The following is a 19,487-nucleotide window of genomic DNA, read 5'->3' on the forward strand; positions in this document are numbered from 1 at the left end:
TCACGATCTTTCATTGACGATTTCCCGCATGAGTTGGCGCGTCTTGTCGATGCTCTCGTGTGTAGCGGACGCCTGACGCAGAAAGGCGTTGATGGCATCGATCTTCGCCACCGCCTCGTCCGCGACGGCATCGCTTCCCTTTTCGTATTCACCGACCCGCAGGAGAAGTTCGATGTCGGCGTAGCGGGCAAGCAACTCACGCAGGCGGCTGGCGTCAGACCGATGGGCCGGCGGTACAACCGCATCCATGAGGCGGCTTCGGCTGCGCAGGACGTCGATGGCCGGGAAATGGTTCCGCTGCGCGAGTTCGTTCGACAGGAAGACGTGGCCATCGAGGAGCGCCTGAATTTCCTCGGCGACAGGATCCAGCGTGCCGTCGCCTTCCAATAGAACGCTGTAGAGGCTTGTGATGGAACCGACGCGGCCGGGGCCTGAGCGCTCGAGCAGGCGGGGCAAGACCGCGAACAGCGAAGATGGAAAGCCGCGACGCGTCGATGGCTCGCCCGAGGCCAGGCCAATCTCGCGCTGCGCACGGGCAAACCGCGTTATGTTGTCCATCGTAAGCAGCACATGCTTACCCTGGTCGCGAAAATATTCGGCAATGCTGGTCGCCACATAGGCGGCCTTGACGCGCTCGATGGCAGGCCGGTCGGAGGTCGCGACGACGACGATTGCCCGCTGCCGCCCTTCCGGTCCAAGCTGATGTTCGAGGAACTCACGCACTTCACGTCCGCGCTCTCCAACAAGGGCGACCACGGCAACATCGGCATCGGTGCCTCTGACGATGTCGGAAAGCAGGATCGACTTGCCGACGCCAGGTTCGCCGAAGATGCCGACGCGCTGCCCGCGCGCGCAGGTGAGCAGCCCGTCGAGGACGCGGATTCCGAGCTGGATCGGCTCGGAAATCAAGCTGCGCTCCAGCGGAGATGGCGGATAGGCATTGACCGGATAGCTGCCGGTCATGCCATCCTGCGAAAGCGGCTTGCCGTCCAAGGGCTCGCCGAGCGCGCTGATCACCCGGCCGAGAAGCCCGGGACCGACGGGCACACGCTGGTCCTTTCCGGTCGCGACGACCTCCGTCAGGCTTGAAAGACCGCTCAGATCGCCAAGCGGAACAAGGATCGCCATTTCGTCCATGAGGCCGACGACTTCCGCCTTGGTCGTCTTGCCGGTCCTGGGGTCGACCAGTTCGCATATCTCGCCGATCCGGGCCTCCTCGACGGTCGCATGGATGATCGTGCCGGTGACCCGCCGTACACGCCCTTTCCTGGGCCGGCTGGCATCGTTGCGGAGGGCGGAGCGCAGGTTCGGAATGAGGGACGCCAGACGGCTTTCGATATCAATAGCGGGCTCTTTCATGGAACCTCCGCCTTTGACGCAATCGCGGCAGCTATGGCTTGGAGCTGCGCGTCGATGGTCGCATCGACGACGGCAAAGTCGGTCGAAACGATGCAGGCGCCGGTTGCCAATGCGTCATCCGCGTCGATCTCGACCGTCATGCCCAGATCACTCTCGCGCAAGACAGCGTCCAGCTCATCGCGAACCCTGTCGACGGAAGCGGGATGAACTCGGACTTTCAGATATTTGGCGCGGCGAATTTCAATCACAGCCTGCCTTGCCGCCTTCGCGACAAGCGTGCTGACGTCGAATTCTCCAAGCATTCGCCTGACGACATCGAGGGCCAGGCTGATGACTTCGGCTTCCAGCCCGCCAAAATAGTGATCCACCTTGACCGCCGTCTCGCTGATCAAGCGTGTGGCGTCCGCATCGCCTTGCGCCTTGCCGTCTTCATAGCCCTGCGCATATTCAGCCGCATAGGCTCGCCGAGCGGCATCACGCAACTGCTGCGCATCGCGCCTTGCTTCATCGAGAAAGGCATGCCCATCCTGCAGGGCGCGCACCTCGGCGGCGCGCAGGATCCGGGCGAAAGGGCGCCCCGGCACGGCATCGGTCGCTTTGCCCGGTTCGATCATCCCGCCGAGCTCATCGCTCGTCGAACAATCGCGGGACCGGTCTCGGCAAAGGGTTCGCCTGCCGTCTGATCGACAAGCTCGTGCGGCACCAGCTTGAGGCGCACCCGCATGCTCGTATCGCCAGGCATCGCCTGACACCAGGCGCCAAGGCAACTCAGGCCGTGGGCATAGACACGGCCGTAAATGTCCTCCAGGGGTTCCAACCGCTGCATCGGACCGGCCAGATCGCGGTTGGCGACCGCGAAAGCGCAGAGATCCGCGCCAAGCGCTGCCTGCCACGCGGCCGCTTCGCGTCCAACAATGACAGCGGCCAGACTGCCGGCCCAGTAGATCGCGCCGGCGCGAAGCGCAAGTTCCTCCAGCTCCTCGCCGGAGGACAAGGCGATCGCTCGATCGACCTCGTCGGCCGGCTCTTCGACTGCTGAAGACAGCTTATGACGCTCCACCAGAAGCTCCGATAATCGTTCATGCAGGCGTCGCGACTGCAGCATGCGCTCGCAGGCAGCCTCGCCGATCGTGCCGTCAAGGCATTCCGCGAGCCTGGCCGCATCCACATAGGATGCGGGGTTGGATACGAATGCCTGCCATTCCGGGCTGGCGGTTTGCTTCGAGCCGGTCTCGGTCATGTCTTTTTCACAGACAGTGCCGAAGCATCGAGCGCATAGACGCCGGGCTGTCGGTACCACCGGAGGTAGGCCAGCCGGGCAGCCAGCGCGAGTATGGCCGCCGCCATGCCGTAGAACAGCCACATCGCGGCGACGACGCTGTCCGGATGCAACCAAAGGCCGAGGAACGTCGTGAAGCCCGCCTCGCCGGTTCCCTGCTCGGGGGCCGCCGCCGTTACCGGAATGAGGGTGACGGAAACATTGTCATAGGTCAGTCCGGCGATACCCTTGGCCACCAGCATCTTGACCTGTGGGATCAGCTCATTCATCGGAACCGATGCGCGATGCCGGATGAAGACGGAGGCGGACGACGGCACCAGCTGCTGTCTCAGCGGATCGTTTTCGGGCAGGACAAGATGGACGCGCGCGGAAAGCACGCCGTCGATATCCGAGATCGTCTGCGACAGCTCCTGGCTCAGGCCATAGATCATCGCCGCCCGCTCTTCCACCGGCGAGGACACCAGCCCACCTCTCTTGAACACGTCGCCCAGCGTCTGGAATTCCTGTTTGGGCAATCCGCTTTCATCCAGAATCGCCATTGCGTCGGCGAACCGATTTTTCTGCACCGAAACCGTCATTTTCCCATCTTTAGCGGTCTCGCGTTGGGCAGGAATCCCATGACGCATCAACGTGGCCACGATCTCGTTGGCCTGCCGCTGGTTGAGATTGGAATAGAGCTCCTCCGAGCACGCCTGCAACGCAAGCATGCCGATAACAATCAACGCCACGCGCCACCGGGCGCCGCATCGATTCAATAGCGTTGACCGCCACGGCAAGGTTAGCGTCGGCACGAAATACCCCGCGGCATTCACTGTTGTTTGATCAGCGTGCTGGTGGACGACGTGACGGCCGTCACGCTGCTCGTCACCACCTCGAGATTGGCGGCTGCCCACATCACCGAAATGGACCGTTCGAGAAGTTGCTCGGCATTCTTTGCCGGGGAATTTTCTGCTTCCTTGCCTGACGGGGCCGTCTTGCCGGCGGCATCCTGCACCGTAGCTGCATCGGCGCTCACCGGGGCGTTCGCCTGGCCCAGGGCTTTCTGGACCTGCTGCATGGTTCCGTCCAACGACCGAACGGCCGACCCGAACAGGGCCGACGGATCCGTGAACGCCCCGCCCCCTGCCTTCTCTGCCTCGGCCAGATAGTCGAAGAGTTGGCGTTCGACGATCGCTTCCGTCCTTTCCGGCTTGGAGGATTGCCCAGCCATTGCCGGATTGGCACCGGACGACGCTTGTGCCACCTGCTGACCTTCCCGTGTGGCGACATCACCGCGCTCAGGCGTGTTGACCCTCACGGCGTCGTGCTTTTCCTGCTTGGCACCGGCCATTCGATTGCCAGGCTGCGCCGCGGCGCCAGCGGTGATCTGCTGTTGTGAGCTTATGCTGGTGGTCAAGTTTGCAAGCGTAGCCTCCAAGGCTCCAATCGGTGCGATCTGCATGAACCTGCCTCCCGTTCCCTAGTTCTTCTCGGCGGAGGGGACGTCATACGCCTCCACCTGCCTTCCGCGGAAAACGCGGACCGAAACAATCTTGCCCGGCTCCGGCTTCGTGCCCGTTGCCGCGGGAACTCCGAGCGTTTTCCTGACCAGTTCGATGTAGGAGGGTGGCCCCGATACCGAGACGACATCGTCTTGCTTGGAAACCTTTACCGGAAACCTCGGATCGATGACGCCCAGCCGCGAAAGCCGATCTTCCGCACCGGCAGCCGTGTTTGCATCAAGCGGGATCATTTCCGTCTGGATTTCGGCTTCGGTCGCAACGTTCATGACGATGCCGTCGAAATGCCAGACCAGCCCGTATCGATTGCAAATCTGTTCCAGAAACTCGTGGGCCGTCCCCGCCGGCATGCCGGCGCTCAGGCGTCCTTTTACAAGCTTGCTGACGCGCATCGGCACTCGCATGTTGCGGCCAAGCTCGACCAGCGCGTCTGCCACCGACTGGTCGACCGTGATGTATTTGTAAGGGCCAGGTGGCCATCGCGGTTCGGCAGCGTATGCGTGCTGCGAGCCAAAGCCGAGCGCCAGGACCACGGCAAGGCCGCTGGCGGCAAAGGCAGCCCTGGCTCCCGACAACCGATCCGCATGGCAAATACCGCGTCCCGTCAACTTTTGTCCTATTGCAAGCGACCCACGAGTGGTGACCCGCATCGCTCGCTTCATGGTTTTGCCCGCCGGGTTCACTCTAACGTGCGCACTGCGAAATTGGAAGTCCAATTGGATTGCCGATGCTAGTTCGGTGCCAAATGTTGCGAACAGTGAGCAAAGCGATATGGTGCGCGCTGGAATCAGGCGGGACCCGTGTGTGATCCCCTGTTCAACGCCTGGATGCAGAAAGGTGTCGGTGGTGGCAAACAGGGCGCTGCTCGCGAACGCGTTCGCTCCCGCCAGCATAGCGGGAGGCAGTATCCTGTTCGGCCCACGTCTCAGCCGGAGAGTGGCAGCGGCAGCCTTGGTTGCTGCCACGCTGGTTGCCGCCATGGCTTCAGCGCAGGCCCAATCGAAGAGCGCTTATGACCCTAGATGCTGGACTTACGATCAGGCGAGAAATGTGCTGGTCTCCCCTTCCGCTCCCGACCAGACGTCGGACGAAGGAATGCTGCCGGAGCGGTTAGCGATCCCAAGGCAAATCGTGAACTTCAGCGAGGCTCAACCGAAGGGATCGATCGTCATCAACACCACGGAGCGGCGTCTTTATTACATCCTTGGGGACGGCAAAGCGCTGCGATATGCAGTGGGGGTTGGCAAGGAGGGCCTGGAGTGGGCCGGTCGCGACACGATTTCGAGCAAGAGAAACTGGCCGGATTGGCGACCGCCTGCCGATATGCGATCCGGGAAAGCATCCAAGGGTCGCTTGCTGCCCGTTCATGTCGCGGGAGGACCAAACCCCATTGGGCGCCCGCGCCCTTTATATCGGAAATACGCTTTATCGCGTCCGCGGCACCAACCAGCCATGGACCGTCGGACAGGCCAACTCCTCGGGATGCATCCGCATGACCAATGAAGACGTTATCGATCTATATGACCGCGTAAAGATTGGAGCTCAGATTATTGTCCGGCATTGAATCGTGATCCCTTTCAACATCAAGCAGCTCGAAACCTTTCTCCTGGTTGCCACGTTCGGAAGCTTTCGAAAGGCAGCGGAACGCCTGAACACGACGCAGCCGGCGGTATCCACCCGAATTGCCGGCCTGGAAGAAGCGCTGGGCGCCAAGCTGTTCGAACGGCACAGCAGCACCGTCAGGCTGACCGCCGAGGGACAACGGCTGCTGCCACCTGCTCAACGGGTCCTGCGCGTAGCGGAACGGCTGCAGCTGGCGGCCAACTCTCTTTCAGAGACGGCAGGGGTGCTTCGGCTCGGGGTTGCCGAATCCATCGTGCACACCTGGCTTCCGGATTTCCTGAAGGAATTGCAAGCAAACTACCCGCTTGTCGATACGGATATTGTCGTTGATGCGACGACGACCCTTCGCAACGAACTCATGTCCCACAGGCTCGATCTTGCAGTGCTGATGGGCCCGATTCTGGAGCACAGCATCGAGAACATCGAGCTGCCATCCTTTCCGCTCGTCTGGGTCTGTTCGCCGCAATTGAAATTGGCCAACCGAAGCAAGCTGACGCTGAATGATCTGATGCAGTTTCCGATCATCAGCTACGCGCGCACCACCAGACCCTACAGCGAACTTTACCGCAAGCTCACCAGCGAACTGGAAAAGACGCCGCGTATCTTTCCGGCCAATTCGCTGGCCGCCTCCATCAAGATGACTCTCAACGGTATCGGGATAGCCTCGCTCCCCGAGGAAGTCGTCCAGGACTATACCGCAAGCGGCACATTGCGCATTGTCGACTGCGAATGGCACCCGTCCGACCTGCGGTTTACCGCCTCCTATTCTTCCGAACCATCCAATCCGATAGCGGAGCGGGCGGCGAAGCTGGCCGCCTGCGTCGCGCACGCCTATGCCGCGAGAAGCGGCAAGGCGCAGCCTGCTGACGGACGCTAGATTGGGCCGGCAGTTCTTCAGCCGACCGACGTGACCGGCAGGTAGATGCGGTCGCCGGAGAAAATCATGTCCGGACTCAGGATATGATCCATGTTGAGCACCACCGTGGCCGCCACATCCGCTGAATGGGTCCTGGCGATCAGGCGGATAGAGTCGCCGTTCTTGACGTCGACCCACTGATAGCCATTCTTCTCCAGCGTTGGATTCGTGCGGCCCTCGGAATTGCTGCTGCCCTTGGGGTGAACATCGACATAGTCGCCGGAGACCCAGCCGCTATGCATTTCGCCGTCCGGTCCGAAACCTGCGACGGGTATCCAGGCTTCTCCCGAAGGATCGGTCGAAGGTTTCGCGGTCTGTTCGACGAATGTGCCGGGTTGCAGAACCGTCGCCACTGCCGAATGCCCGTCGGGCTGGGTCCGCAAATTCAGGCCGTCATCCGCTTGGACGACAAGTTGCGGAAAGGTCTCTGGCGGGGTTTGTTCCCCACCTGGAACGTCCGAAGGATCATCGGATCGCTGGGACGAGGCATCGCCAGCCGGTTTTTTCGGGTCGGGTGGAGGGGCCGTCTTCGCGCCCTTCCAAGGCTCCGCGAGCAGGGAGTCCAGCGAGAAGAGAAGCATTCCAACGCCGAAGGTGATGCCCAGGGTCCACCGATCCCATGCGGTCCATCTCTTGTCGGACTTTTCCGCCGCCGCGATATCGGCATCGGTTCGCGGTACCGAACGGCTATTCATTCGGTCCGTCCTTATGGCCGACGCCCAGAATTCCGCGCAGCCGAACGTGAACATGGTGCCGGCGACTGTTGCGATCGGCGCCGGCCAGGAATGCAGCGTATAGACGGCGCAGCCAAGCACATAGCCTGGTCCAGCCAGATGTTCGGCCAGGTTTCGGATCACCGGTCTGCCGGTGAACGACTGCAGCATCGACTTTGTGCCATAGACGACGTTGCCGAGCGTAAACGTGCTGTTGACGACAAGATCCTTACCCTGGATCATCCCGGTCGCGGCACCTGGTGCTGCGGCAATGAATGTGGCTCCGCCGAGCGCATTGAGGAATCGCCCGAACGGCTTGTGAGCCGCGGTTGCGTTGGGGAAGAGCGCCTGCGCCCCGAAAACGAAGCCTCGCACGCCAAATGCCACTCCACTTGCGGTGGCGGTCCAAGTTGGCGGCAACGAAGTCCACAGCGTGTAGGAGGTGGTCGACATGCCACCAAAGGTAGCGAGCGCCTGAGCGTTTTCCCTCATCCTGGCATGGCTCAGCGCCAGATCGACGCGGGTCGCTTGATCCGGCGTCATCGCCTTTTTATGGGTTGCCCGATAGGTCGTCAGTTGCAGCACGGAGAGGCCGTTCGTGTGATCCCCGCTCATCCACTCGAACTGCTCAAGCGTGAACTTGCGGAACTGGCCGGGGCTCATTTCCTCGAACTGTTTTGGTGTCACCGCTTCGATTTGCGGCTGGGTCAGCGCTTCGGTGTGGTGGATCGTGAAGGCGCCCCATTGATCGCGGGTCAACGCCGGGATCTGCTTCGCGGTCAGCCACGGCACCTGCTTGGGATCGAGCTTCGCCACGTCCACGGAACCGACCATGGTTTCGGGGATCGCCGCAACCTGGCGCTCGGTGAGGTTCTTCAGCAATCCGGCCTCGCTCAGATCCTTGAATTGCTGTGACGTGAACTTCGCGACCTGGCCGGGCTTGAACCACGGAACCTGGCGCGCTTCCAACTTCGACACGTCGACAAACTCGACCTTGTCTCCTTTGATCGCCTGCAATTGTGGTTTCGTCAGGTGAGGCGTCAAACCGGCTTTGCCGAGATCCCGGAACTGCTGGCCGGTCATATTCCGGATGTGGCCCTCGGTCAGCCAAGGAATCTGTTTCCCGTCGAGGCCCGCGATGTTGACCTGGCCTATCTTTGCCTTCGCGATACCCCGCATTTGGCTCCTGGTCAGAGAGGGCAGCAAGCCGGCCTGATCCATGTCGCGGAACTGCTGTTCCGTCAGTTCGGCCACCTGCTCACGCCTGAGCCAGGGGATCTGGTTTGGCTCGAAATCGGCCATGTTGAGATCCGGCACCTGGTCAAGCGAAGTCGCCCTGACGCCATCTCGGGTGAGCGCGTGGCCGCCGGAAGCACCGCGTATCCACGGCAGCACGACGGCTTCGCCGGTGTCGGGGTCGTACACCAGTATGTGCGTCTTGTCCGCCAGCTCCGGTGCATCGGCCGGCGCACGAGGCCCGTCGGAAGGCGGCACATAGACCTGTTCCGAGCCCCTCGGCTCGGTGCCCAACATTGTCGCGGTGATCACCTTGCCGCTCTCGTCCTTGAGCTGCAGGGTTCGGCCCGGACCGGTTCCGGCCGTTGCCGATTGTAGCTGCGGCGCAGCCGTGGCGGGTCTGTTGTGTCCGAAGATGTTGCCGACAATTCCCGCATCGTCGAGCGCCCGCTGCAAGTCCGCGGAAGGCGGCGCATCGAGGAAAACCCAGCGCGGTTGATAGCCCGGGTTCTCGTTCCGCAGTGCCACATCCTTGTTGATCTGCTCCTGCAGTTTCGGCGTGAGCGGCACTTCGCGCATCTGCGCGACGCCGTTGATCGTCGTCCAGCGATGATAGGTCTTGACCTCGATCGCCTCGATCACGTCGTCGCTCTTGAAGACGGGCGAATCCACATATCGCCCACCCACGCCTGAGACGGGGTGGGACCCACCCAGGTTGGCATCGACCGGGAAATGCGCTTCTCCAGGCGACCCATTGAGTTCGCGCGTATAGATCTCGCCGGCCTGCCATTTCTCAGGCTGGCGCATGTTGCGGACCTGTTGCAGCGAATAGGTCGTGGGAGGCGCCGCCTCGATTGCCTTCCTGGCAGGGTTCGCCGCCGGCGGCACGCTTTCGCCCTCCGGCCGCCCCTGAGTGCCCGGCACATGGTCCTCGGAGGCGCCGCGCATCCATGGCAGGACGTATGCCTCTCCGGTCTCGGGATCGCGGAACAGAATATGCGACTTGTGCATCAGCTCCGGTTCGTCGCTGCGCGCTGGCGGTCCGTCGGCGGGCGGCACATAGACATTCTCTGCGCTCTTTGGCAGCGGTCCATAACGGGTGGCGGTCACGGATTGACCGTGCTCGTCCCTTATCTGGATCGGGCCGTTTCGGCGGCTGCCCACCTGCGAGGAGAGGAAGGTCAGCACGCCGTCGGCAACGTTCTGGCGCATGAAGCCGCCATCGACGATCGATGGGCCGAATTCCGTCCGGAACTGCTCGATCGCCGCGCGCTGGTCGGGTCTTGCATTCTTTTCCAGTTCGCCGAGGAACTGCTCCAGGGAGGCCTTGCCGCCCTTCGGGATGCCTGTCGCCGCCCCGTCGCGCGAGGTTTCCACGGCGTGGGCGAGCCAGGCGGGGATCGTCAATTCCTCATTTTGCCCGTCGGCGCGATCGAAGGTCAGTGTCGCGGTTTCGTTCTTGGCGATCGACGGCGCGATGCTGGCCGCTCTGGACTTGTACTGGATTCTCACCTCGGCGCTGAAAGTCAACGCACCTGCAGGCAGAGGATGCGTCGAGAGTGAAAGCGTGTAGCGCGTGGCCGGGGTGCCGTGCGAACCGTAGAGGTTCTTATAGATGTTGCCGGCGCTGGGCATGTAGCGGGACTGCGGTGATTCGTCGGGTTGGAAGCGCGCGGGAAGCCATGATTGTAGCGTCGATTTCACCTTGTAGGTCGCGGACGTGACCATCCGGTCGGGATTGAAACCCAGTACGCCAGGCAGCCTGTTGTGATCGTTGAAGATGACGTCGACCAGCATGGCCTCGGGATTTACAATTCGAGCCTTCTCGCCGGTCAGCAAAACGATGTCTGCCGTCGGCGCCTTGCCCGGTACTGCCGAGAGACGCAATCCGCTCAGCGTCGGCTCATCGACCAGAGAAACCGTGTTCGACGGATCGATCTGGCCGGCGTTGACGAGGTCACGGATCGAGCGGATGCCATCGCCCTGGCCGATGGCTGCGATGAGTTCGGACGCCTTCGCCGGGTCCTTGACCGCGAACTGGATTTTCAGGCTTGTCGAGCCGAGAGCGGACTGGATCTGGTCGTATGCCTGCGTCGACACGATGTCGCCCGGCTGGAGCGTGTCCTTCACGGACAGTTCCGGTCGCTTCTCTAAGCCGACGCGCGGCATCTGGTCCACCGCCGCGACATGATTGGCCACGATCGGCAGGCGTATACCGGCTTTGGTCTCGGTCATGACACGGTCGAACGGAAGCGCGCCTTGCAGCTGGACGTGGCCGGATCTGTTTTCCGCCGGCACGCCAAAGAAGTCATGCTGGCCAGGTGCCAGCGTGACCTCCTCGCCCTTGAGCAAAGGCGTGTAGGCCATCTCGATCACGGTGCCTTCGCCATCGGGTGTCATCCCAACGATGGCAGCGTCCAGCGGCTTGGCGTCATAGCCGGTCGCATCGCTGAATATCGCCTTGCTCGCCGCCGCCGACAGATCGCTGCTGCGAACCGGGAAGGCCGTCTGATTGGACACCGGCCAGACACCGGCCTGGAGGCCTGTGATGTTCCTGTATTCGCGTGCCCGGTAGGATACGACGCCCTGGGTGCCGAGTGCGTCCTTGAACGGCGTCAGGCTGCGTTGGCTGACGCTGTCGACGATCGACCACCCGATCATGCCGACATCGGTCTTGGTTCCGACACCGAAGCCAATGGCCGCGATTGTCGGCGAGCCGATCCCGAATGCATCGCCGGTGTTCAACCGGACCCGGAAGGTGACACCGACGCGGAAGTCCGGCAGTATGTCACGAAGCAGCGTGCGCGGAATCTGAACGCCGTCCGGCCCATAGCGCTCGGCCATCTCGCGGCTGGAATAATAGCCCTTCTCCTGCTCGTAGCGGGCCACAAGCTGTTCGACGGCCAAGCCGTCGAGATAGGCCGAGGGCGTCCTCGGATCCTTGCCGCTGGTGTAGACATACCCGCTCGTGTCGTGTCCGGGCGTGCCGGCAAAGCTGCGTGTCTCCGGGTCCCAGACGAGGCGCACCGTTCCGTCTTGTCCTGTCGGCTTGCCCGGTACGATGATGGGATCGCCATCGGCGGGATGGGCAGTACCGGGCGGGGTCGACCCCTGAGGATCGTGGCCCGGCTGCATTGTCGAACCATCGCCGCTGCCGTCATCGGCCTTGATCACTTCTCCAGGTATCACCGGATGGCTGGGGTCGTGGAAAACCTGCTTCCCGGTCGGCCTGTAAACGCCATCGGCACCGATCTCATAGACATTCATTGGGCGCCCCGAGGAATTGGGCTCCGGCGCCGGCGGCAATTGCCGCGGTCCGTTGCCGCCAGGCGGCTGCTGGTGCGGTCCGTCGCTGCCCGGTGGCGGACTGGCGTCCGGACCGTTGGAGCTCGCCTGCGTGCCCGTTCCCGGCCGCAACGTACGCAGGCCGTGGATGCCGAGGCCGGTGCCGGTGATGCCGGTGCCAAGACCGGTAAGCGCATTGGCAAGCTGGAGACCATTCATCTGATCTCCGTTGACGGCAAGATCATAGGCAGAGGTCGCCAGCAAGGGTGCGCCGACAATCACCGAGCCGACATCCATTCCCCACGCCGCCTTGTTCAGGCCGGCGGTCGATTGCATGTAACCGCGGGTTTCGAGCGCCAGGGAAGAGCCGGATCGTGTCGCACCTATGCTGCCACGGAAGGCCTGAAGCGCGGTCATTTCCTTTCCCGCCAAGCCAATGGTGCGCAGGCCGCTGGATGCCATGGGCAGAACCGTGGTCGCCGCGCTGGCGATGTTCATCAGTGACTCTCTATCGTCCCACTCGCCGCCATGTTCCAGATGGTTGACCTGGTTTATGACCGCTCGGGTTCCGAGATAGGCAGCACCCGTATAGGCCAGCGGGGCCGCGATCGGCGCGGCCGGCGTGAACGACAGGATGGTGGCGATGCCGGTCCCGATGCCAACCAGCGGATCGGCGACCTTGTCCCAGACCGAGACGTTGCGCGCCTTCACCACTTCAAGCGCGATCTTGCCGTCGTCTCCCGCCTTCATCTCCAGTCCTTTGGGAACGACGAGCTTGCCGCTCTCACCAAACTGGCTGTTGTTGTCCTGGAAGTCGCCGAGGTCGTCGAACTTCTCGCCTGTCACGTCGACATAGCGAGTGTTGCCGTCTCCGTCGCGCACGGCAAAGAGCGTGACCTGCTGCGTCCCGACCTCGTCGTCGACATAGAAGATCGGCACGCTGCGCACATACGGATCGTCGCCGCCAATATCGCGGATCTCATGCGTCACATTCTCGATCGCCTCGCGGCCATCATCGGTCGAAGAATTCAGGCCGAACGTCCTGGCGACCGTGTCATCGAGGGTCGGACCAGATTGTTCCCGGAACTCGTTGTCATAGCCGCTGTCGAGCAGTTGCTGGAACTTCGGCTGATAGATGCCGTCGAGCGTCTGCTGCTGATGTTCGTCCAGATAGGTCTTGTCCACCATGCTGTTGCGGTCGGCCAAGAGCGAGGGATCGCTGAGCCGAAGCTCATGGTAATCGCTGAACCCTTGCACCACTCGGCGCAGATCCTCGGCCTGTGCTATCTGAGCTCTTGTCGCATCAAGCTTGAGCTTGGAGACCGCCAGTTCGGGGTCGACCCAGCGGCCACCATGATCGTTATCCTGTGTGTCCAGGTCGATCCAGATTGCCTTGCCGCCCTGGGTCAGCGCATCGATTCCTGTCTGGTTGTATTTCTGGGCAACCTCCGGCGCCACCTTGATCGTCTGTCCTGCGACCTCGATTTCGACCGGCTGCACGCCATCGGGCAGCGTCCCTTGGGGCGCATCGACCGCTCCAGGCCCGTGTTGCGTCAGCGCATTGTTGAAGTTGGTCTGCAGGCTCGTCAGCTTCGTTTTCAGGTCGGTGATGCTGTTGCCGAGCTGCTTGTCTAGGACATCGTTCAGATTCTTTGCCGCTTGCGCCTCGCCGGCCTTCGCGGTTTCCAGGCCGTTGGCGGTGCACATCTTCTCCGTCGAACCGCTCAGAAGCTGTTGCCAGTCCTTGTTGAGCTGGCGGTCCCGATATTCGTCCGAGATATTCTTGTCGTTCAGACTGTAGGTGAGCTGCTGCTCCGTCGTTCCCTTGTCGAAATGATTGACGACCCAGAGCTGGCCGTCGCGGACCTCGAGCGTCGATGTCTTGTAGTGTCCGAGGTAGTCGCCGCTATACCGGTTGTATTCCTCGTTGGGGTCGAACTCCTGTTCGCCAAGATACTGGCCAAGCAGCTTTTGCTCGAGATCCGTCTGCTGCGCGCCGACCTGTGCGGCAGTGGTATGAGCGTCGAAGTAGTTCTGGTAGGCCTGCGCCAGTTCGAGCTGACTGCCTGCTGTCGTCTGCAGCGCCTTGAGGTCCTTGTATTCCTTCGAGTCCGTGGGGACGCCGTCCAGTTCGGCCTTGCCCACCAGGAAATCGATGGTGAGCTTGTCGCCCTTGCTCAGATGCAGGCCGACCTCGGAAAACAGCTTGTCGACGGCCGCGTGCTCGGCGACACCCTGAGCGTGTTCGGTATACCGGTTCGGGCCGTTGACAGGGCCGACAGCTGTTGCATCGGGATCACCCAGCGGCGTCAGCTTGCTCTGCCCGGCAATGGCATCCTTGAGGACGCGTGCGGCATTCTCATATTCGCCACGGGCATCGCGTGCGTTCTGTAGCAAGGTGTTGGCCTTGGTCAGCCGCTCCCGCGCATCGGCGAGCGTGCCCTTCGGTTTCTGCGCGGTCCATTGCAGACCGTTAGGCGCCAGTGCCCTGTTTATGATGGTCTGCGCGCCATCAACGGCATCTTTGTAGGCGGGATCGAGCATATCGACGTTGAACTGCTCCTGCTGCTGGCCGGCCAGAGCTCGCGTCTCGGTGATGCGCGACAGGGCGATGTTCTCGGAAATGATGGCCTGGGCGACCTGGGGATCGACCCAGGTCCAGACGCCGTCGATCTTCATCGGCGTCCACTTCCCGCCGGAAGGTGCGTTGCCCTGTGGCGGATCGCCGAACGGATCGACAACCCTGTTTTGCCCATCCAGCTTGGGCTTGGCGGCCGTGCCCAAACCGTATTTGTCGATCAAGGCCTGTTTGTCCTGTCCGGCCTTCTCCGCGGCGTCGATGAGGCTGGGCAAGGTCTCACCGGCCAACAGCCCTTCGACAAAGGTCTTCACGACCTGGCCTTCCTTTGCCTCCTCGAAATTGCTGCTGTTGGGGTTCACCGCCAATAGCGTCCTGGCCAAAGCGGCCTGCGTGCTTCCTGCCTCGATCTTCAGGTCGGTGCCGGTGGTGTTGTTGTGCAGCGTCATGCTGTCATCGGGCTTAGTGGTCAGCGTATAGCCGTTGAAGGTGACCTCCACGGTAGTGCGCGTCCCGTTTTCGATGGTGACCTTTTCTCCGGGCTTGATGATGTCCGGATCTCGGGACGAATCGAAAAGCTCAGGATTCGTCCGTCTGAGATCATCCAGCGATACGCCATATTGCTGCGCGATAAGGGTCAAATTGTCGCCGGGCTTGACCTCGTGCTCGACGGGCTTGCCGCCATTGATCTTCTCGGTGATGGTCGTCGTCACCCGGCCGTCCTTGTCGGTGACGATCTTGGTTTCGGTCCCCGTTTTCGGATCGACGATCGTGGTCGTGGTCTCGCCCGTTTTGGTGTTGTGCACACTGTTGCGGGTCTTGCCGTTGCCATCGACGGATTGCGAGGTTTCCTTGCCGTCGGCCGTGGTCACGACGGAGCGTTCGTCGTGCTGATAGTCGTGCGAGTAGACGGTCTTGTCGCCGGTGTGCGGGTCAACGAGCTCCACCGACTGCACGTCGCCATTGCCGCTCGCCGCTGCCTGCGTCTTGACCTGATAGCCGGCGGCCTGCAGTTCGGCCATCACATGCTCGCTGGTGAGGCCGTTGTCCTGCGCGATCTGCTCGATGCTTTTCCCGTCGGCCAGACCTTGCTTGATGTTCTGCGTGCTTTTCCCACCCGGATCCTGCGCGGCCGCCAATATGGTTTTGTGGCCGTCAGGACCGGTGACGGTGGTCACGGGAAGGGACGGACCGGCGCCTGGCGTCACCGTTTCCACCGAAGCACCGTTGGGCAGCGACGTTCGCTCGGTGACGGTGCCCTTGCCGAGATCGTCTTCGTAACGCGTCGTGATGGCGCCGGTATCGGGATTGTAGTTGCTGGTTTCCTTGCGCCCGAGCCCATCCCGGATCGGTGTGGTGGTCGCGGTGCCGTTGGGTTGCTCGACGCTCGTATAGTAGCTGTCGTGTTGATAGTCGTAATATTGCGTGACGGTGCGGCCGCTGGCATCCGTGATTTTCGTTGTCTGCACGTCACCATTGCCGCTGGGGTCGGCGGTCGACACGGTCATCCCGCCAGACCTGAGCGCGGCGATGACCTGGTCGCGCGTCATGCCGCGGGCAGACGCAATCTGGTCGATACTTTTGCCACCGGTGACGTCGTTGACGATGTTGCGGGCAGTCGTCGCTTCCGCGGCGTTGTCGTCGGGCTTGCTTGCGTCAAGTTTCACCGGCATCAGCGTGGGTGCCGCGAGATCAGTCCGCACATAGAGCGCCGGCGTCACCGTCGTGCCGTTGCCGGATATGCCGGTGCTGGCGTTCAACGCCGGCGCTGCCGGAGCCGCAGCCGGCGGCGGCTGAAGGGAACTCAGTTGCGTGTTCACCTGCGCCAGTTCCTGGCGGGCCTGCGCCGCCCAGTCGCGCTCACCCATCCGGTTGGCGAGCCTGATCTGCTCCCGGAGTTTCGCCGCCTGCGCCTCCAGCCGCGCTATCTGCTCGGCGTTTGCCGTGGCATTGACCTTTTGCGGCTGGACGGGCGGCTTGTTGAGCGTTACCAGGCGAACCATCTGGACGACCTCCGGAATCACTGTTGCCGGCAGCCTGGCCGCCGGCACGCCCGCCCGATCGCACCCTTTTGGATGTTATCGAGGGGGCTTCCAATAAATGCCGAAAGCGGCAAGCTGCTCTTCCGACTGTTTTACCCGTTCTGCGGCATCCGTTTCGGACCGCGCTGCCGTCAGTGCCGCCAGAAGTTCGACGGCGGCGAACGCCGGCGCCATGCTTCGGAAGAACGACTGCGAATTCGACGTGACGATGATTGTCTCCCGCGCGATCCGCGTCAGCGGAGACACGCTGCTGTCAGTGATTGCCACCACGCCGACGCCCTGCCGAGCCGCCTGGCGCGCCACGTCGATGGTCGTGCGTTCATAAGGCGCCATGCCCACAGCCAGCAGCACGTCGCCACGTCCCGCGTGCTGCAGGGCATTCAGGCCTTGTCCGGCCATCTCGCCGACAAGCGTCACCTTGCGGCCAGCGCCAGCCAGAAACGACATGACGTGAACGAAGTGGCTTGCGACCGGGTAGGCGGAGCGTGAGCCGAGACCGAAAAGATCGCGCGATCTTGCAAGCAGGTCGGCGGCGGCAATGAACTGCATGGCATTGCCGTATTCACCAAGACTTGAAATCTGGGCCGCAAGCGTGTCGGCAACGACGCCGGCCGTCGAATATCCCGGATCGCCACGCTGTTCGATACCCTGTCGCGCCGGCTCCCCGGCGATCGTCTCACGCAGAGCGCGCGCATAAAGGCTGCGCATATCCTCGTAGCCTTCAAGCCCAAGCCATCGCGCCAGCCGCATCATCGTGCTGTGCGAAACACCGGCCTGGTTCGCCTGCTCGCGCATCGACATCAGTGCGACATCCTTGGGATGATCCAGCACGAAACGCGCGGCGACCCGCAGTTGAGGCGGCATATTCTCAAACCGTTCGACCAACAACTCGGCCAAAGGACCTTTTTCCATCCTGAAATACCCCATTCACCCGCCTGGCAGATTACTCCTCACACGTTGGCAATGCAACACTTGGAACTTGAGTGGCTCATATATTCCAAATGGACTTTCAATTTCGGCCATGCTGCCTTAGAGTGCCTTGGCAACCTGCCGGATCGCAGCGGTGTGAGTCCGGAGTTCGTAATGAATAGTCCCTCAAGGAGACAATGATGGCTGCTACCCCTCCCATTACCTCCGGCTCTACCGGGTCGCCGGAACAGAACCTGGACAAGATGATCAAGCAACAGGAGCGCATGTTTGGGCTGGAGATCACGAAAGAGATCGCGAAATCCCAACATGACATGCTGATGAGCACCGCGAAGACGCTCGGCCAATCGGCTGAAAAGGCCTGAGCCAGCGGATTCTCGAACCCATACGCCGCCGCAAGCAATCGGCGGCATACTGCACGGCCTTTCAACGCCGTCGTCTGGCTGCATTTGAAATCGTCATCGGCGGGAGATGAAGTGGCATGACCGCTAGCCCTATCGGCAGATATCTGGATCCGGCGCCGGCGGCGCGCCGGTTCCGCTCGATTATCGCTCCCTCCCCGGCAGCCGGACATTCCGTCGCGCTCAGCGTAACCCACGGATTTCACGCCGGCGCCGAAATCAGTCTGGTCGACCCAGTCTTTACGATCGGTTCCAGCACGGAGTCGGACATCGTCCTCAGGGATGCCGGCATCGCGCCGATCCATGCAAGGCTGCGGCGCCAGGGCAGCCAGTTTGAAATCGAAGCCGTTGGCGGCGATGTCGCACTGGCCACAGGCGAGACCATCCACGAGGGACATGGCAGCCGCTGCAGGCTGCCGTTCACCCTAAGCGTCGGTGACGCCGGCATCCAGTTGGTCAACTCCGAACGCCCATCGAATCGGTGGGCTGTTTCCAATCGCCCTCTCCTGGTTGCAGGCAGCGTTCTGCTTGCTGTATTCGCTGTTTCCGTCGCGGCGAACGGGTTCTCCTTCGCCAAGCCCGATATTGGCCAGAAGCTGGCCTCACAAGACGGCGAACCGGTCAGGATGGCCTTTGCGGGTGACGCAGGGCAAGAAGTCCTGGACGATTCATCGCCGGCGCAAATCCAAAGTGCCGCCGACGCGGAAAGCCAGCTCAAGCAGCATCTCGAGCAATCCGGCATAAGGACATTGACCGTTCAGCGATCATCGGGACGCCTCGTGGTCTCGGGGATGATCCCCAATGACAAAAGTGGTGTCTGGACGGAAACGCAATCCTGGTTCGACCAGGCGTTTGGCGCGCATATTGCCCTCGTCTCCAACGTCATGATCGGCAACGCGGAGCAGGCTCCGCGCCTGACGCTGCAGGCAATCTGGTATGGCGAGCGGCCATACGTCATTACCGCCGACGGCGCACGCTATCACGAAGGCGCATTCACGAATGACGGCTGGACCATAAAGCACATCGGCGAGACGGAACTTCTCCTGACCAAGGGCGGCGCCACGGTCGCGCTGAAATATCCGTGAACCGCCGGCTTGAAGGGCCGCGGTTCGACACGGCAAGGGTTGACACACCCGGCCGCGAGGTCCGGCAGGCCGAAAGCGTACGCGGTCAATCGATCCACCGGCGACGGATGAATGGCGCCGACAAAGCCACAAACCGTGCCCAGGGAACGAAGTCAGCCGCTGGCACGGAAATGTCAGAAACTGCGGAATTCCAGCGCTCTCAGGGTGCCGCCGGGGAATCGCTCGATGAGATACTCGTCAACTTCGTCATGCCCAATATTCCCGAGCCAGCCATCCTGCGGCGCTCCGTGCCAATTCTCCAGCATTTTGTAACGCACCTGGTCCCTGACCTTGAGGGCGGCGAGCAACTCAAGACACTCGCCAGAACGCTGATGGAGGATGAAATCGAGCGTCATCGCGATCTGCTTGGTCGCATGCAGGAAGGAATCGAAATCTGACCGACCCGCATGACACCGTACACCTGCTGCATGTCTTGGGCTATCTCTATGGATGTCACGGGCAGGCAAAGCGGGGCGCGGCGTACCTGCTTATCGCTGCACAGCTC

Annotated in this window: 12 protein-coding genes and 1 pseudogene; 5 read left to right on the forward strand and 8 right to left on the reverse strand. The window is 62.1% G+C overall.

Features of this window, described 5'->3' with window-relative positions; genetic code table 11:
- The 6 genes from NKJ90_RS09245 to NKJ90_RS09270 are packed head-to-tail and all read right to left on the reverse strand — an operon-like array spanning position 1 to position 5,030.
- Complete coding sequence (locus NKJ90_RS09245) at positions 1–1,359, reverse strand: FliI/YscN family ATPase (protein WP_352485939.1); 1,359 nt, start codon at positions 1,357–1,359, stop codon at positions 1–3.
- Positions 1,356–1,973, reverse strand: a complete 618-nt coding sequence (gene sctL, locus NKJ90_RS09250; RefSeq protein WP_352485940.1) for a type III secretion system stator protein SctL — start codon at positions 1,971–1,973, stop codon at positions 1,356–1,358. The genes NKJ90_RS09245 and sctL overlap by 4 nt, the downstream gene beginning before the upstream one ends.
- Positions 1,970–2,599 carry a SctK family type III secretion system sorting platform protein gene (locus tag NKJ90_RS09255; protein WP_023758736.1) on the reverse strand — a complete coding sequence of 210 codons (630 nt, stop codon included), beginning with the start codon at positions 2,597–2,599 and terminating at the stop codon, positions 1,970–1,972. The genes sctL and NKJ90_RS09255 overlap by 4 nt, the downstream gene beginning before the upstream one ends.
- Positions 2,596–3,429, reverse strand: a complete 834-nt coding sequence (gene sctJ / locus NKJ90_RS09260) for a type III secretion system inner membrane ring lipoprotein SctJ (protein ID WP_352485941.1) — start codon at positions 3,427–3,429, stop codon at positions 2,596–2,598. The genes NKJ90_RS09255 and sctJ overlap by 4 nt, the downstream gene beginning before the upstream one ends.
- Before the next feature lie 17 nt (positions 3,430–3,446).
- Complete coding sequence (locus NKJ90_RS09265) at positions 3,447–4,079, reverse strand: hypothetical protein (RefSeq protein ID WP_352485942.1); 633 nt, start codon at positions 4,077–4,079, stop codon at positions 3,447–3,449.
- An 18-nt stretch (positions 4,080–4,097) separates the two neighbouring features.
- Positions 4,098–5,030 (reverse strand): hypothetical protein, encoded by a 933-nt coding sequence (locus tag NKJ90_RS09270; RefSeq protein ID WP_352485943.1) that lies wholly within the window; start codon positions 5,028–5,030, stop codon positions 4,098–4,100.
- Between the two features lie 202 nt (positions 5,031–5,232).
- Between NKJ90_RS09270 and NKJ90_RS09275 the strand changes: the two are divergent.
- Both NKJ90_RS09275 and NKJ90_RS09280 read left to right on the forward strand, forming a co-directional pair.
- A pseudogene (locus tag NKJ90_RS09275) lies at positions 5,233–5,701 on the forward strand (L,D-transpeptidase).
- Positions 5,702–5,704: 3 nt separating this feature from the next.
- A complete protein-coding gene (locus NKJ90_RS09280; protein ID WP_023758741.1) occupies positions 5,705–6,637 on the forward strand; it encodes a LysR family transcriptional regulator in 933 nt (310 codons plus the stop codon).
- Between the two features lie 17 nt (positions 6,638–6,654).
- Here the strand turns inward: NKJ90_RS09280 and NKJ90_RS09285 are convergent, their stop codons facing one another.
- Entirely contained in the window at positions 6,655–16,491 is a 9,837-nt protein-coding gene (locus NKJ90_RS09285) for a LysM peptidoglycan-binding domain-containing protein (RefSeq protein ID WP_352485944.1), read from the reverse strand.
- Positions 16,492–16,566: 75 nt separating this feature from the next.
- A complete protein-coding gene (locus tag NKJ90_RS09290) occupies positions 16,567–17,427 on the reverse strand; it encodes a MurR/RpiR family transcriptional regulator (RefSeq protein WP_352485945.1) in 861 nt (286 codons plus the stop codon).
- A 209-nt stretch (positions 17,428–17,636) separates the two neighbouring features.
- Between NKJ90_RS09290 and NKJ90_RS09295 the strand changes: the two genes are divergently transcribed.
- The 3 genes from NKJ90_RS09295 (at position 17,637) to NKJ90_RS09305 (ending at position 19,380) form a co-directional block, all read left to right on the forward strand.
- On the forward strand, positions 17,637–17,822 hold the full coding sequence (locus NKJ90_RS09295; RefSeq protein ID WP_023758745.1) for a hypothetical protein: 186 nt from the start codon (positions 17,637–17,639) through the stop codon (positions 17,820–17,822).
- Positions 17,823–17,938: 116 nt separating this feature from the next.
- Positions 17,939–18,943 carry a SctD/MshK family protein gene (locus NKJ90_RS09300; protein WP_352485946.1) on the forward strand — a complete coding sequence of 335 codons (1,005 nt, stop codon included), beginning with the start codon at positions 17,939–17,941 and terminating at the stop codon, positions 18,941–18,943.
- On the forward strand, positions 18,940–19,380 hold the full coding sequence (locus tag NKJ90_RS09305; RefSeq protein ID WP_031260040.1) for a hypothetical protein: 441 nt from the start codon (positions 18,940–18,942) through the stop codon (positions 19,378–19,380). The genes NKJ90_RS09300 and NKJ90_RS09305 overlap by 4 nt, the downstream gene beginning before the upstream one ends.
- Positions 19,381–19,487 lie beyond the last annotated feature (107 nt).

The sequence above is a fragment of the Mesorhizobium sp. M0051 genome, from assembly GCF_040323235.1.
Lineage (GTDB): Bacteria > Pseudomonadota > Alphaproteobacteria > Rhizobiales > Rhizobiaceae > Mesorhizobium.

Excerpts from the sequence above, each read along its gene's own strand:
- NKJ90_RS09245 (WP_352485939.1), bottom strand. The coding sequence starts at position 1,359 with ATGAAAGAGCCCGCTATTGATATCGAAAGCCGTCTGGCGTCCCTCATT.
- sctL (WP_352485940.1), bottom strand. The coding sequence starts at position 1,973 with ATGATCGAACCGGGCAAAGCGACCGATGCCGTGCCGGGGCGCCCTTTC.
- NKJ90_RS09255 (WP_023758736.1), bottom strand. The coding sequence starts at position 2,599 with ATGACCGAGACCGGCTCGAAGCAAACCGCCAGCCCGGAATGGCAGGCA.
- NKJ90_RS09265 (WP_352485942.1), bottom strand. The coding sequence starts at position 4,079 with ATGCAGATCGCACCGATTGGAGCCTTGGAGGCTACGCTTGCAAACTTG.
- NKJ90_RS09270 (WP_352485943.1), bottom strand. The coding sequence starts at position 5,030 with ATGCTGGCGGGAGCGAACGCGTTCGCGAGCAGCGCCCTGTTTGCCACC.
- NKJ90_RS09285 (WP_352485944.1), bottom strand. The coding sequence starts at position 16,491 with ATGGTTCGCCTGGTAACGCTCAACAAGCCGCCCGTCCAGCCGCAAAAG.
- NKJ90_RS09295 (WP_023758745.1), top strand. The coding sequence starts at position 17,637 with ATGATGGCTGCTACCCCTCCCATTACCTCCGGCTCTACCGGGTCGCCG.
- NKJ90_RS09300 (WP_352485946.1), top strand. The coding sequence starts at position 17,939 with ATGACCGCTAGCCCTATCGGCAGATATCTGGATCCGGCGCCGGCGGCG.